We start from the raw sequence: 14,042 nt of genomic DNA on the forward strand, positions 1-14,042 counted from the left end.
GGGTTCCACCACCACCCTGGGGCGGGGGAAATGCTCCGCGGCGCAGGCCTCGTCCAGCGCGTCCTCGATAACACGGGCCAGCGCGTCGAGGTCGAGTTCGCGGTCGCCGGGAACGTAGGGGATGGCGTGCCCGCCGCCGAGGTTGAGTTCGGTCAGGATGACGCCGTGGCGGGCCCGGATGTCGGCCATCGCGGCGATCAGCCGGTGAATCGCTTCGCCGTATAGCGCCGGGTCGGTAACCTGCGAGCCGATGTGGCAGTGCAGGCCGACCAGGTCGAGGATCGGGTGCGCCAGCACGCGTTTGACCGCCTCTGCGGCGTGGTCTCCGGCGAGGGTGAAGCCGAACTTCTGGTCGCTGATTCCGGTCGCCACCGCCCGGTGCCCGTGAATATCGATGTCCGGCGTCACCCGGATGAGGACCGGCTGACGCCTGCGGGCCAGGCCGGCGAGGTAGGCGATCTCCATGCAGGAATCCAGCACGACCCGCCCCACGCCGGCGCCCACCGCGTCGCGCAGCTCATCGAGGGACTTGGCGTTGCCGTGGACGACGATCCGGGCCGGATCCACCCCACCGGCAAGGGCGACGGCCAGCTCACCGGCCGACCAGACGTCGATGCCGAGGCCCTCCTCGCGGGCCCAGCGGGCCACCGCGGTGGTCAGCAGCGACTTTCCCGCGTAGACCACCTGGACGCCGCGCAGCGCCTTGCGGTAACGGCGGGCCCGGCGCCGGAAGTCGGTCTCGTCGATGACGTAGGCGGGCGTGCCGAACTCGTCGGCGATGTCCGCCAGGGGCGCCCCGCCGACGCAGAGCCCGCCCTGCTCGTCGGGGTGGGCGGTCACGGGCCAGATCGCGGGATCGAACCGCGGCGGGGCCGCGTGACCAAGTGACGGCAGGATCTCCAGCAATGTCATGAATCCAACGTGGGCCGGCACGGGGCCGAAGGGCGGCTACCTTACGAACCCTTGACGGTCCCGGGCTCAATATTGACGAATCCTGGCGCCCCTAGAATGGATTCATCATGACCGCACCGGGGCCTGCTCGCCCAGAACCCCCGATCGCGGGGCTCGTTGAATTGGCGCTAACCGCGCCGACCTTCCAGCAACTGATCGAAAGCGCGGCCGAGCGACCGGCCGAGCTGCGCCTGGTGGGTCCAGCCAGTGCAAGGCTTTTTGTGGCCAGCGCGATGGCGCGGTTGGGGCCTTTGCTCGTGGTCACCGCGACGGGTCGCGAGGCCGACGACCTGACCGCTGAATTGCGCGGCGTCTTCGGCGATGCCGTCGCGGCCTTTCCGTCCTGGGAGACCCTGCCGCACGAGCGGTTGTCGCCGGGCGTCGACACCGTCGGCGCCCGGCTGACGGTGCTGCGCAGGCTGGCGCATCCCGACGATGGTCGGTTGGGCCCGCCGCTGCAGGTGGTGGTGACCGCGGTGCGCTCGCTGATGCAACCGATGACGCCGGAGCTGGGCCTGGTCGAGCCGGTCACGTTCAAAGTCGGCGAGGAGATCGCCTTCGAAGACGTCGTCGCCCGGCTGGTGGAGCTGGCCTACACCCGGGTCGACATGGTGGGCCGGCGGGGCGAGTTCGCGGTGCGCGGGGGCATCCTCGACGTCTTTCCGCCGACCGCCGAGCACCCGGTGCGCATCGAGTTCTGGGGTGACGAGGTCAGCGAGATCCGGATGTTCGCCGTCGCCGACCAGCGCTCGATCCCCGAGATCGAGGTCGAGACGGTGATCGCGGTGCCCTGCCGCGAGCTGCTGCTGACCGACGAGGTGCGGGAACGGGCCGCCGCGCTCGCCGCCCGGCATTCCGGGGCCGAGCCGGCCATCACCGGCAGCGTGACCGACATGCTGGCCAAGCTGGGCGAGGGGATCGCGGTCGACGGCATGGAGGCGCTGTTGCCGGTGCTGCGGCCCGGGGAACACGTGCTGCTGACCGACCAGCTGGCCGAGGGCACGCCGGTGTTGGTGTGCGACCCCGAGAAGGTTCGCACCCGGGCCGCCGACCTGATCAAGACGGGCAGCGAATTCCTCGAGGCCTCCTGGTCGGTCGCCGCCCTCGGCACCGACGCGCCCGTCGACGTGGCGCAATTCGGGGGATCGGGGTTCGCCGAGCTGGACGACGTGCACGCCGCGGCGGCGAATTCCGGTCACCCGTGGTGGACGTTGAGCCAGTTGTCCGACGAGTCGGCAGTCGAGCTGGACGTTCGGGCGGCGCCCTCGGCCCGCGGGCACCAGCAGGACATCGACGGCATCTTCGCGATGCTGCGCGCGCACGTCTCGACCGGCGGCTACGCCGCCGTCGTAGCGCCGGGCGCCGGTACCGCGCACCGGGTCGTCGAGCGGCTCGCCGACTCCGACACCCCCGCCGCCATGCTGGAACCCCACGCGGCGGACACCACGCTCAAGCCCGGAATCGTCAGCGTGCTCAAGGGTCCGCTGCACGACGGTGTCGTCATTCCGGGCGCCAACCTGGTCGTCATCACCGAGACCGACCTGACCGGTAGCCGAACCACCGCCGTCGAGGGCAAGCGGCTGGCGGCCAAGCGGCGCAACACCGTCGACCCGCTGGCGCTGACGGCCGGTGACCTGGTGGTGCACGACCAGCACGGCATCGGGCGGTTCGTCGAGATGACCGAACGCACGGTCGGCGGCGCGCGCCGCGAGTACCTGGTGCTCGAGTACGCGTCGAGCAAGCGGGGCGGCGGCTCGGACAAGCTGTACGTCCCGATGGACTCCCTGGACCAGCTCTCCCGCTACGTCGGGGGGCAGGCGCCGGCACTTTCCAAGCTTGGCGGCAGCGACTGGGCCAACACCAAGACCAAGGCCCGCCGCGCGGTGCGCGAGATCGCCGGCGAGCTCGTCGCGCTCTACGCCAAACGCCAGGCCAGCCCCGGCCACGCGTTCGCGCCCGACACCCCGTGGCAGGCCGAGATGGAGGACGCGTTCGGCTTCACCGAGACCGTCGACCAGCTCACCGCCATCACCGAGGTCAAGGCCGACATGGAAAAGCCGATCCCGATGGACCGGGTGATCTGCGGTGACGTCGGCTACGGCAAGACCGAGATCGCGGTGCGCGCGGCGTTCAAGGCGGTCCAGGACGGCAAGCAGGTCGCGGTGCTGGTGCCCACCACGCTGCTGGCCGACCAGCACCTGCAGACGTTCACCGACCGGATGGCCGGCTTCCCGGTGACCGTCAAGGGGCTCTCGCGGTTCACCGACAACGCCGAGTCCCGCGCCGTGATCGAGGGCCTGGCCGACGGCTCGGTCGACGTCGTGATCGGCACGCACCGGCTGCTGCAGACCGGGGTGCGCTGGAAAGACCTGGGGCTGGTCGTCGTCGACGAGGAGCAGCGGTTCGGCGTCGAGCACAAGGAGCACATCAAGAGCCTGCGCACCCACGTCGACGTGCTGACCATGAGCGCCACCCCCATCCCGCGCACGCTGGAGATGAGCCTGGCCGGGATCCGCGAGATGTCGACCATCCTGACGCCGCCCGAAGAGCGGTATCCCGTGCTGACCTACGTCGGCCCGCACGACGACAAGCAGGTCGCGGCCGCCCTGCGGCGCGAGCTGCTGCGCGACGGGCAGGCGTTCTACGTGCACAACCGGGTCAGCTCGATCGACCGCGCCGCGGCACATGTTCGCGAGCTGGTCCCCGAGGCGCGCGTGGTCGTCGCGCACGGACAGATGCCCGAGGACCGCCTGGAACGCACCGTGCAGGGGTTCTGGAACCGCGAATACGACATCCTGGTCTGCACCACGATCGTCGAGACCGGGCTGGACATCTCCAACGCCAACACCCTGATCGTCGAGCGCGCCGACACCTTCGGGCTGTCGCAGCTGCACCAGCTGCGCGGCCGGGTGGGCCGCAGCCGCGAGCGCGGGTACGCCTACTTCCTGTACCCGCAGCACGCGCCGCTGACCGAGACGGCCTACGACCGGCTGGCGACCATCGCGCAGAACAACGAGCTGGGCGCGGGCATGGCGGTCGCGCTCAAGGACCTCGAGATCCGCGGCGCCGGCAACGTGCTGGGCGTCGAGCAGTCCGGGCACGTCGCCGGGGTCGGGTTCGACCTGTACGTGCGGCTGGTGGGCGAGGCCGTGGAGGCCTACCGCGCGGCCGCCGACGGCCAGACGGTGACCACCGCCGAGGAGCCCAAGGACGTGCGGATCGACCTGCCGGTGGACGCGCACCTCCCGCCTGACTACATCGCCAGCGACCGGCTGCGGCTGGAGGCGTACCGACGGCTGGCGGCGGCTTCCGACGACGCGGCCGTCGACGCCGTGGTCGACGAACTCGTCGACCGCTACGGCGCGCTGCCCGAACCGGCCCTGCGCCTGGTGGCGGTCGCGCGGTTGCGGCTGCTGTGCCGCGCCGCGGGCATCACCGAGGTGTCCGCGCCGTCGGCGGCCACCGTGCGGCTGTCGCCGATGACGCTGCCGGATTCGGCCCAGGTGCGGCTCAAGCGGATGTATCCGTCGGCGAGCTACCGCGCCACCACCTCGACCGTGCAGGTTCCCATCCCGCGGGCGGGCGGTGTCGGGGCGGCGCGCATCCGCGACGTCGAGCTGGTGCAGATGGTGGCCAATCTGGTGACGGCGCTGCAAGGAAAACCCCAGACGGACATTGATATAACGAGTGCGTCACCTGCAGCGATGTCCAGTGAGGAGCGACAAGCGCGATGATCCGCGCCGGCGACGATGCAGAGCGGAGCGATGTGGGGGCACGCCCCCTCGCCGCTGCGCGGCCGGGGGTACCCCCACCCGCTTGCGGGGGAGAGGAGCGGCGCACATGATCGTCGTCTTGTTCGACCCTCGCCGCCCATCGCTGGTCCCCGTGGAAGCGATAGAACATCTCAGCGGGGAGGTGCAGTACACCGAGGAGATGCCCGTCGCGGTGCCGTGGTCGCTGCCCGCGGCCCGTCCGGTGCATGCCGGGGACCCCGATGATCCGGCGCCGGTGCTTCTCTCGTCCGACCCCGATCATCCCGCCGTCACGGCGCGCCTCGCGGCCGGTGCCCGGCTGATCTCGGCGCCGGACACCCCGCGCGGCGAACGACTGGTCGACGCCGTGGCGATGATGGACAAGCTGCGCACCGCGGGGCCCTGGGAGAGCGAGCAAACCCACGACTCGCTGCGCAGGTTCCTGCTCGAGGAGACTTACGAACTGTTGGACGCGGTGCGCAGCGGCAGCGCCGACCAGTTGCGCGAAGAACTCGGCGACGTGTTGTTGCAGGTGCTCTTTCACGCGCGCATCGCCGAGGATGCGCCGCAGCTTCCGTTCACCATCGACGACGTTGCCGTCACGCTGATGCGCAAGCTGGGCAATCGGGTTCCGGGTGTGCTTGCGGGCCAGACCATTTCGCTGGAAGAGCAGTTGGCGCAATGGGAAGAGCGCAAGGCCGCCGAAAAGCCCCGGAAATCGGTGATGGACGACGTGCATACCGGGCAGCCCGCATTGGCGCTGGCGCAGAAAGTGATTCAGCGTGCCGAGAAGGCCGGCCTGCCCGCCGATCTCATACCCGCCGAAATCACCTCGATATCGGTGTCGGCCGGCGGCGACGCGGAAGGCGCGCTGCGCTCGGCGGTTCTGGAGTTCGTGGACACCGTCCGGGAGGTCGAACGGGCGATCGCCGCGACGCGCCGGGGCGGCGACGTCCCCGATGAGTTCGACGTGGCACCCCTCGGGGAGGTCACCGAGGACGAGTGGCGGGAGCACTGGCCGTCGGACGGGGTGCCCGAGGCGGCCGCGGTGGATGCCGCGGCCGACGACGCGTGACCGCGAAAGCTGCTTGGGGCTAACCGATAATTAACCAAAATCCTGCGCCGGGCCCCCGACGCGGCCGGGCAAGACCGGAACACATGGGACGATGGTTGCGGAAGTTTGTGCAGGGGAGTTGAGGGAGCTTTAACCAGCATGGTGTCGCCGAGGCGTTGGTTGCGCGCGGCTGCCGTGATCGGCGCGACCGCGATGCTGATGGCCTCCAGCTGCACGTGGCAGCTCAGCCTCTTCATTCCGGAGGGTGTCCCGCCGCCCGCGGGGGCCCCGGTGCCGCCGGTGGACACCCACGCCAGCGGACGCCCCGCCGACCAGCTTCGGGCCTGGGCCGAGCAGCGGTCGGCGACGCTCGAGATTCCAGTGATCGCGCTGGAGGCGTACGCGTACGCGGCCCGGGTCGCCGAGGTCGAGAACCCCAAGTGCCATATCGCGTGGACCACGTTGGCGGGCATCGGGCAGGTCGAAAGCCATCACGGCACCTACCGCGGCGCGCGCCTGGCGCCCAACGGGGATGTGAGCCCGCCGATTCGCGGTGTCCGCCTGGACGGCAGCGGGGGCACTCTGCGCATAGTCGACAGCGAGGAACAAGTGACCGATGACGACGGGGTGGTGCGGGCCATGGGGCCGATGCAGTTCATCCCGGAGACCTGGCGGTTGTACGGCGTCGACGCCCATAACGACGGGCGTGTCAGCCCCGACAACATCGACGATGCGGCCCTCGCGGCGGCGGGTTACCTGTGTTGGCGGGGCAAAGATCTGGGGACTCCGCGCGGCTGGATCACCGCACTGCGGGCCTACAACAACTCGGGCGTCTACGCGCGGGCGGTCCGCGACTGGGCGACCGCTTATGCGGCGGGTCACCCGCTGTAGCAGGATGTATCGCTGACGGCGCCAGCTAGAACACGCAAGGAGAAACTCAGTGCCGATTATCGAGCAGGTCGGGGCCCGCGAGATCCTCGATTCCCGCGGTAACCCGACGGTCGAGGTCGAGATCGCCCTGATCGACGGGACGTTTGCCCGCGCGGCGGTGCCCTCCGGGGCGTCGACCGGCGAGCACGAGGCCGTCGAGTTGCGCGACGGCGGTGAACGGTACGGCGGCAAGGGCGTGCGAAAGGCCGTGGAGGCCGTGCTCGACGAGATCGGCCCGGCGGTGATCGGGCTCAACGCCGACGATCAGCGGCTGGTGGATCAGGCGCTGGTCGACCTCGACGGCACCCCCGACAAGTCCCGGCTGGGCGGCAACGCGATCCTGGGTGTGTCGCTGGCGGTGGCCAAGGCCGCCGCGGATTCCGCCGAGCTCCCGCTGTTCCGCTACATCGGCGGGCCGAACGCGCACATCCTGCCGGTGCCGATGATGAACATCCTCAACGGCGGCGCGCACGCCGACACCGCCGTCGACATTCAGGAATTCATGGTGGCCCCGATCGGCGCCCCCAGCTTCAGTGAGGCGCTGCGCTGGGGCGCCGAGGTGTACCACTCGCTCAAGTCGGTGCTGAAGAAGCAGGGTCTGAGCACCGGCCTGGGGGACGAGGGCGGCTTCGCGCCCGACGTGGCCGGCACCACCGCGGCGCTGGACCTGATCGGCAGCGCCATCGAGTCGGCCGGGTTCAAGCTGGGCGTCGACGTCGCCCTGGCCCTGGACGCGGCGGCCACGGAGTTCTACACCGACGGAACCGGATACGCCTTTGAGGGCAGCACCCGCACCGCCGAGCAGATGGCGGAGTTCTACGCCGGGCTGCTCGGCTCCTACCCGCTGGTGTCCATCGAAGACCCGCTCTCCGAGGATGATTGGGAGGGCTGGGCGGCCCTGACGACGTCTATCGGTGACCGTGTGCAGATCGTCGGCGACGACATCTTCGTCACCAATCCCGAACGCCTCGAGGAAGGCATCGAGAAGGGTGTCGCAAACGCGTTGCTGGTCAAGGTGAATCAGATCGGCACGCTGACCGAGACGCTCGACGCCGTCGCGCTCGCCCACCACAGCGGGTACCGCACGATGATGAGCCACCGCAGCGGCGAGACGGAAGACACCACGATCGCCGACCTGGCGGTGGCGGTCGGCAGCGGCCAGATCAAGACCGGCGCGCCGGCCCGCAGCGAGCGGGTGGCCAAATACAACCAGCTGCTGCGAATCGAGGAGGCGCTGGGCGACGCCGCCCGCTACGCCGGTGATCTGGCGTTCCCGCGCTACGCGCCGGAGGCCAAATAGGTTGTCCGCCAAGCCGGATCCGAAACGGCGCTCCCCCGCATCGCGTCCGGGGAAGGCCGGTGATCCGGTTCGGCGGCGTCGCACGGCAAAGCCCTCTTCCAAGCCGTCCGCCACCGCCAAGCAGGCCAGCCCCCGATCGGTTTTCGAGCGGGTCGTCGAGCCCATCAAGCGGCAGGCCGCGGAATCGGTCGAACAGCGGTCGGAGCAACGGCTGGGTTTCACCGCGCGGCGGGCGGCGGTGCTGGCGGCCGTCGTCTGCGTGCTCACGTTGACCATCGCCGGCCCTGTGCGCACGTACTTCGCGCAGCGCACCGAGATGAATCAGTTGACGGCAAGCGAAGCCGCGCTTCGCCGCCAGATCGCCGACCTCGAGCAGCGGAAGGCCAAACTCGGCGACCCGGCCTACATCGCGGCGCAGGCCCGCGAGCGGCTGGGCTTCGTGAAGCCGGGCGATATTCCGTTCCAGGTTCAGCTTCCGCCGACGGCGGCCCCTAGCGAGCCGGGAGGCCAGGCGGCGAAACCGGCCAGCACCGATCCCTGGTACACGTCGCTGTGGCACACCATCGCCGATGCTCCGCACCTGCCGCCGGCCAATGTGCCCCCCGCCGAACCCGGTCCCACCCCGAATCCCATGGCGCCCGGTGGTTGATCGTGCGGACCTCGAGGCCGTGGCGCGTCAGCTCGGGCGTGAGCCCCGCGGCGTGCTCGAGATCGCCTACCGCTGCCCCAGCGGCGAGCCCGGCGTCGTGAAGACCGCACCGAAACTTCCTGACGGAACTCCGTTTCCGACGTTGTACTACCTGACACATCCGGTGCTGACCGCGGCCGCGAGCAGGCTGGAGACGACCGGGTTGATGCGCGAGATGTCCGAGCGGTTGAGCCATGATCCCGAGTTGGCGGCGGCGTATCGGCGGGCGCACGAATCGTACTTGGCCGAACGGGATGCGATCGAGCCCCTGGGGACGACGTTTTCCGGTGGCGGGATGCCGGACCGGGTCAAATGTCTGCACGTGCTGATCGCGCACTCGCTGGCCAAGGGGCCGGGGTGCAACCCGCTTGGTGACGAGGCGCTGGCGATCCTGGCGCCCGAGCCGGCGATGGCCGGCGTCCTGGTGGCAGGGCAATGGTGAGCAGGTTCGCCGGAATCGACTGCGGAACTAATTCGATCCGGTTGCTCATCGCCGACGTTCGCGACGGCCGGCTGCGCGACGTGCACCGGGAGACGCGGATCGTGCGGCTGGGCCAGGGTGTGGATGCGACGGGCGAGTTCGCGCCGGAGGCGATCGCCCGGACGCGGGACGCACTGGCCGATTACGTCGCGCTGCTGAAGCGGCACGGCGTCGAGCGGGTGCGGATGGTGGCCACGTCGGCGGCGCGCGACGTCGCCAATCGTGATGTCTTCTTTGCGATGACGGCCGAGGTGCTTGGCGCGGTGCTGCCCGGCGCGGTGGCGGAGGTGATCACCGGCGCCGAGGAGGCCGCGCTGTCGTTCCGCGGCGCCGTCGGTGAATTGGATCCTGCCGCAGGGCCTTTCGTCGTCGTCGACTTGGGCGGTGGCTCTACCGAGATCGTGCTGGGCGGGGATTACATGGTGGCCAGTCACTCGGCCGACATCGGTTGCGTACGGCTGACAGAGCGCTGCCTGCACTCGGATCCGCCGACAGCCGACGAGGTGGCGGCGGCCAGGGCGGTGGTGCGCGAGCGGCTCGGTGTCGCGCTGCGCGTGGTGCCCGTCGAGGGGGCGCGAACCTGGGTTGGGCTGGCCGGGACGATGACGACGCTTTCGGCGCTGGCTCACAACATGACGGCGTATGACTCTGCGGCCATTCATCTTTCGCGCGTTCCCGGCCGGGATCTCCTGGCGGTGTGCGAGCGGCTGATCGCCATGCCGCGATCCGAGCGTGCCGCTTTGGGGCCTATGCATGAGGGGCGTGCCGACGTCATCGGCGGCGGTGCGATCGTGGTCGAGGAGTTGGCGCGCGAGCTGCGCGTCCGCGCCGGCATCGACGAGCTCACGGTCAGCGAGCACGACATCCTGGACGGCATCGTGCTGTCGATCGCGCGATAGCCCGACTCCCGGATGTCGCGACATTGGGTGCGGTCATTTCGGCGCGCGCCGAACCTGGGGAGTTGCTCTAGACTTCAACTTTCGGCACGACGCGGAAGGCGTGGTTATGCCAGATCTCACCGTCCGGCTGCCCGTGATGATGACGGGCATTCTTGTTGCTGCCGTGGTGCACGGCGCCGGACAGCCCCAGCGTCGCAAGTACGCCGAACAGGCGGGCGGCCGGTTATCAGCTCTGCGGTGATTTCCGGCGACGGACATGCCGACGGGCCACCGTCGGCATGGGCGCCGTTGCGTAACCACGTCTATCGCGGTCTGTTGATCGCACAGCTGGGCTCCAACACCGGGACGTGGATGCAAACTGTGGCGGCTCAATGGTTTTTGGTCGAGAAGCACAGCAGCGACGTCATCGTGGCGCTTGTCCAGACTGCGACTCTGGCACCGACCTTGGTCTTCGGATTGTTTGCCGGCGCGCTCGCCGATCTGTTCGACCGACGCCGGCTGCTGATTCTTCTGAACGCGTATGCGGTGCTTGTCGCGCTGGCGCTGGCGGTTCTGACGTTCCTCGGCCGGCTCAGCCCTGCGTCGCTGCTGATGCTTACCGCGGCCATTGGCTGTGCGGCTGCCCTTACCGCCCCGGCTTGGCAGGCGATTCAGCCCGAAATTGTTCCGCGTGAGCAGATCACGGCCGCAGCGACGTTGGGTAGCGTCGCCGGAAATGCAGCCCGGGCGATTGGACCGGCACTCGGCGGCGTTGTCGTGGCTTTGGCGGGTCCTGCTGCGGTCTTTGCAATCAACGCCCTTTCGTTCGCCGGAATAATCGCTGTGCTGTTGGCCTGGAAACGACCGAAACAGCTCAGCCCAATCGAGCGAGAGCACTTCGGCCAGGCCGTGATCGCCGGCCTGCGATTCGTTCGCAACGGTCCCAATATTCGCCGGATCCTGTTGCGGGCGGCGCTGTTCCTGTTTCCCGCCTCGGCGGTATTCGCGTTGCTGCCGGTGGCCGCCGCCCGTAGGTGGCATCTAACGGCCAGTGGCTACGGTGTCGCGCTGGCGGCTATGGGGTTGGGCGCCATCCTTGCCGTCGTCGTTGCCGCGCGATTGCGTGAGCGAATCTCCGACAACGTTCTGCTGGGGGCGTCGGCAGCCGCGTACGGCCTTGCGCCGCTTGCGATGATCTGGCTGCCGTTCGCCGCGGCGACGCCATTCCTGATGTTGTCCGGGATGGCGTGGCTGATCACGTTGACAACCTTGAACGCCGCCGCGCAGCTCTCGTTGCCGCGATGGGTCATGGCACGCGGGTTGGCCCTCTATCTACTGGTCGCAACGGGTTCTCAGGCCCTCGGCTCGTATGCCTGGGGCGCGATAGCCACGCGGACGGATCTGCGCACGGCGCTGCTGGGTTCCGCGGTGATGCTGGGTGCGGTTGCTCTGAGCGCCGCCGTGCTTCCGTTGCGGCCGTCGACCGGGAAGCTGAAGGTCGACGTGTCCACAGCATGGCCGACACCGACGTTGGTGTTCGAACCGTGCCCTAACGACGGGCCGGTTCTCGTCACCGTTCGTTACCGAGTGCCCACTGACCGGCTCGAGGAATTCGTCGAGGCGATACGCGCCGTCCGACGATCGAGGCTGCGAACGGGCGGCCACACTTGGCGGCTTTATCACAGCGTCGGACAACCGGATACGTTCCTCGAAAGGTTCACCGTCGCCTCGTGGACCGAATTCGAGCGTCAGCGCACCCAGCGGTGGTTGGAATTCGACGACGAGGGCGTGATGAGGGCGGTCGCCTTCACCGTTGACTGCGACCGCGAACACGACTATTACCTTCCGGTGCGGGTACGACCATGACGGGTTTGGTCAACGCCGCCCCGGGTGCACTCAGGGCGCCCACTCACACCTCGAACCGATACCCCATACCCGATTCGGTCAGCAAGTGCTTGGGCTGCGACGGGTCGTCCTCGAGCTTGCGCCGCAGTTGCGCCAAATACACTCGCAGATAATGCGTTTCGGTGGCGTACGCCGGGCCCCACACCTCCTTGAGGAGCTCTTCGCGGCCGACCAGCTTGCCCCGGTTGCGGACCAAGACTTCCAGCATTCCCCATTCGGTCGGGGTGAGGTGAACCTCGGCGCCGTTCTTGGTCACCTTCTTGGCCGCCAGATCGACGGTGAAGGCGTCCGTCTCGATCACCGGCTGCTCCAGTTCGGACGCCGCGGTGTTGCGCCGGATCGCTGCCCGTAGCCGCGCCAAAAACTCGTCCATGCCAAAGGGTTTGGTGACGTAATCGTCGGCCCCGGCGTCGAGCGCCTCGACCTTGTCCGACGAGTCGGTGCGCGCCGACAGCACGATCACCGGCGCGGTGAGCCAGCCCCGCAGCCCGGCCAGCACATCGATGCCGGAGATGTCGGGGAGGCCGAGGTCGAGGATCACGACGTCGGGCTTGTGCTCCGCGGCAGCGCGCAGCGCGCCGGCGCCGGTGGACGCGGTGATCACCTCGTAACCCCGCACCGACAGGTTGATGCGCAGCGCCCGCAGGATCTGCGGCTCGTCGTCGATCACCAGCACGCGGGTCATCGCGCCGCAACCATCTCCGGCGCGGCCAATTCCACCACCACCGTGAGACCGCCGCCCGGGGTGTCCCCGGCCGCGATCGTCCCGCCCATGGCCTCGACGAAGCCGCGCGCTACCGACATGCCCAGGCCCACCCCCGTGGTGTTGTCGTGATCGCCGAGGCGCTGGAACGCTTCGAAGATCTGCTCCTCGGTCCCGTGCGGGATGCCGGGTCCCTCGTCGATGACGTTGATCAGCACCCGATCGCCGACGCGCCCCGCGTTGACCCGCACCACACAGTTGGGCGCGTACCGCAGCGCGTTGTCGATCAGGTTGGCCAGGACGCGCTCCAGCAGCCCGGCGTCGGCCAGCACCACGGCGTCACCCACGTCGACCTTCACCCGGTCGATGGCGGAGCGGTAGAAACCGGTGGCGCCCTTGCCGATACTGATCAGCGCCCGTTGAACCGTCTCCTCCAGATAGACCCGGCGCAGGTCGGGATGCACCACCCCGGCGGCCAGGCGCGACGAATCGAGCAGGTTTCCCACCAGCGCGGTCAGCTGGTCGATGGACTCCTCGATGGTCGCCAGCAGTTCCGCCGTGTCCGCGGGGGAGAAGGCGACGTCCTCGGCGCGCAGGCTGGACACCGCGACCTTGGCCGCCGCCAACGGCGTACGCAGGTCGTGGCTGACCGCCGACAGCAGGGAACGCCGCAACTCGTCGGCCCGCACGATCGCCTCGGCCCGGCTGGCTTCCTCGGCCAGCTCGCGCTGCCGGATCAGACCCGCGGCCTGCTTGGCCACCGCACTCAGCACCCGCCGGTCGCGGGCCGAAAGCTTGCGGCCCGCCAACAGCATCCAGAATTCGTCGTCGCCGACCTCGATCGCGGTATCGGCGGAATCGACCGTGACACAGGGATCCCGGCCCACGCAGGCGACGACCTCGCCCCGCTTGCCGCCGCCGTGGTCCTCCTCGGCGGGTTCGCGCAGCATGCTGACCGCGCGTTGCGAGTAGGTCTCGCGCACCCGCTCGAGCAGCGTCTCGAGGTCGGCCCCACGCAGCACCGAGCCCGCGAACAGCGTCAGCAGCTCGGCCTCCTGCGAGGCGCGCCGGGCCTCGCGGGTGCGCTTGGCCGCGCCGTCGACCAGCACCGCGACGGCGACCGCGATCAGCAGCAGCACGAGTTCGGTGACGGCGGCATCGGGTTCGGCGATGGTGAAGGTGTGCCGCGGCGCGGTCAGGAAATAGTTCAGCAGCAGGCTGGACAGCACCGCCGAGACCACCGCCGGCGCAACGCCTCCCAGCAGTCCGACCAGCAACACGCCGACGAAGAACAGGGCGCTGTCGCCGCTGGTGCCCAGATACCTGTCCAGCGCTGTCACGATCACCGCGCAGATGAGCGACGGCACGATGAAGGCCGCCAGCCACGACGCCACCCGGCG

The 14,042-nt window shown here is 69.4% G+C and carries 10 protein-coding genes and 1 pseudogene; 8 read left to right on the forward strand and 3 right to left on the reverse strand.

Translation table 11 applies throughout. From position 1 onward, the window contains the following. Window positions 1-912: pseudogene (locus A5701_RS22920) on the reverse strand (diaminopimelate decarboxylase); the annotation flags it as partial. Between the two features lie 107 nt (window positions 913-1,019). Here A5701_RS22920 and mfd point away from each other — a divergent pair. From mfd to A5701_RS22960, 8 genes are all read left to right on the forward strand, one after another. Next, window positions 1,020-4,685 carry a transcription-repair coupling factor gene (mfd, locus tag A5701_RS22925; RefSeq protein WP_067759518.1) on the forward strand — a complete coding sequence of 1,222 codons (3,666 nt, stop codon included), beginning with the start codon at window positions 1,020-1,022 and terminating at the stop codon, window positions 4,683-4,685. A gap of 106 nt (window positions 4,686-4,791) precedes the next feature. Beyond that, window positions 4,792-5,778 (forward strand): nucleoside triphosphate pyrophosphohydrolase, encoded by a 987-nt coding sequence (locus tag A5701_RS22930; protein WP_067759522.1) that lies wholly within the window; start codon window positions 4,792-4,794, stop codon window positions 5,776-5,778. A 141-nt stretch (window positions 5,779-5,919) separates the two neighbouring features. Further along, window positions 5,920-6,648, forward strand: coding sequence for a lytic transglycosylase domain-containing protein (locus tag A5701_RS22935; RefSeq protein ID WP_156670230.1), 729 nt, complete (start codon window positions 5,920-5,922; stop codon window positions 6,646-6,648). Between the two features lie 49 nt (window positions 6,649-6,697). Then, entirely contained in the window at window positions 6,698-7,987 is a 1,290-nt protein-coding gene (eno, locus tag A5701_RS22940) for a phosphopyruvate hydratase (RefSeq protein ID WP_067759528.1), read from the forward strand. Between the two features lies 1 nt (window position 7,988). Continuing rightward, window positions 7,989-8,636, forward strand: a complete 648-nt coding sequence (locus A5701_RS22945; RefSeq protein ID WP_067759532.1) for a septum formation initiator family protein — start codon at window positions 7,989-7,991, stop codon at window positions 8,634-8,636. Then, complete coding sequence (locus A5701_RS22950; protein WP_067759537.1) at window positions 8,629-9,117, forward strand: DUF501 domain-containing protein; 489 nt, start codon at window positions 8,629-8,631, stop codon at window positions 9,115-9,117. The genes A5701_RS22945 and A5701_RS22950 overlap by 8 nt, the downstream gene beginning before the upstream one ends. After that, window positions 9,111-10,055 (forward strand): Ppx/GppA phosphatase family protein, encoded by a 945-nt coding sequence (locus tag A5701_RS22955; protein WP_067759542.1) that lies wholly within the window; start codon window positions 9,111-9,113, stop codon window positions 10,053-10,055. Before A5701_RS22950 ends, A5701_RS22955 begins: the two co-directional genes overlap by 7 nt. Before the next feature lie 12 nt (window positions 10,056-10,067). Continuing rightward, entirely contained in the window at window positions 10,068-11,900 is a 1,833-nt protein-coding gene (locus A5701_RS22960) for an MFS transporter (protein ID WP_082969815.1), read from the forward strand. A 43-nt stretch (window positions 11,901-11,943) separates the two neighbouring features. Here the strand turns inward: A5701_RS22960 and A5701_RS22965 are convergent, their stop codons facing one another. Next, window positions 11,944-12,624, reverse strand: a complete 681-nt coding sequence (locus A5701_RS22965; RefSeq protein WP_067759558.1) for a response regulator — start codon at window positions 12,622-12,624, stop codon at window positions 11,944-11,946. After that, window positions 12,621-14,042: ATP-binding protein (locus A5701_RS22970; RefSeq protein WP_156670227.1), on the reverse strand; the 1,422-nt coding region annotated here is incomplete at its 5' end. The genes A5701_RS22970 and A5701_RS22965, both read right to left, overlap by 4 nt.

This window comes from Mycobacterium sp. E3305, from assembly GCF_001666785.1.
Classification (GTDB): Bacteria; Actinomycetota; Actinomycetes; order Mycobacteriales; family Mycobacteriaceae; genus Mycobacterium.